Here is a 647-nt window from a genome sequence, read left to right as displayed (position 1 = left end):
CAACATATGAAACACTTCAAAACGGTACTGGCCGCGGCCACGGCATTGACCGCCTCGGCGGGCATCGCATCCGCCGACGCCGCCAGCCTGTCGGTCTTTGACTGGTCCGGCTACGAGGACCAGGGGTTCTACGGCGATTACGTCGCCAAATACGGCGGCGCGCCCAGCTACACCTATTTCGGCAGCGTCGAGGAAGCCTTTACCAAGCTGCAATCGGGCTTTGCCGCAGACCTCGCCCACCCCTGCACAGACGGGCTGCGCAAATGGGTGGCAGCGGGGCTCTTGAAGCCGATCGACACCTCGAAAATCAGCAACTGGGACAGTCTGCTGCCGCAGATCAAGGATGTGGACGGCGTCACCATTGACGGCAACACCTATATGGTGCCCTTTGAATGGGGCAACACCGGGCTGATCTACCGCACCGACCAGATCGACGAGAGCGCGGTCTCGCTGCAGCTGCTGGGTGACCCTGCCTATCAGGGCAAGATCGCCATTCCGGACGCGGCGTCGTCCGCCTATGCGATGGCGGCGCTGGCGACCGGCGCCTCCAGCTATACCGACATGTCGGACGAGGAATTCCAAAAAGCCTCCGACTTCCTGCGCCAGATCCACCCGAATGTGCGGTTCTACTGGTCCGATGCGGGCCA

The 647-nt window shown here is 62.3% G+C and carries 1 protein-coding gene; it reads left to right on the top strand.

The window, feature by feature from the left end:
• Nucleotides 1-6 precede the first annotated feature (6 nt).
• The coding region (locus tag KUW17_RS23550) for an extracellular solute-binding protein (protein WP_222482659.1) at nucleotides 7-647 on the top strand (641 nt) is incomplete at its 3' end.

This window comes from Leisingera aquaemixtae (genome assembly GCF_019801145.1).
GTDB lineage: Bacteria > Pseudomonadota > Alphaproteobacteria > Rhodobacterales > Rhodobacteraceae > Leisingera > Leisingera aquaemixtae_A.
The sequence above is the reverse complement of the archived record's forward strand: the minus strand, read 5'-3'. Positions and strand labels throughout refer to the sequence as shown.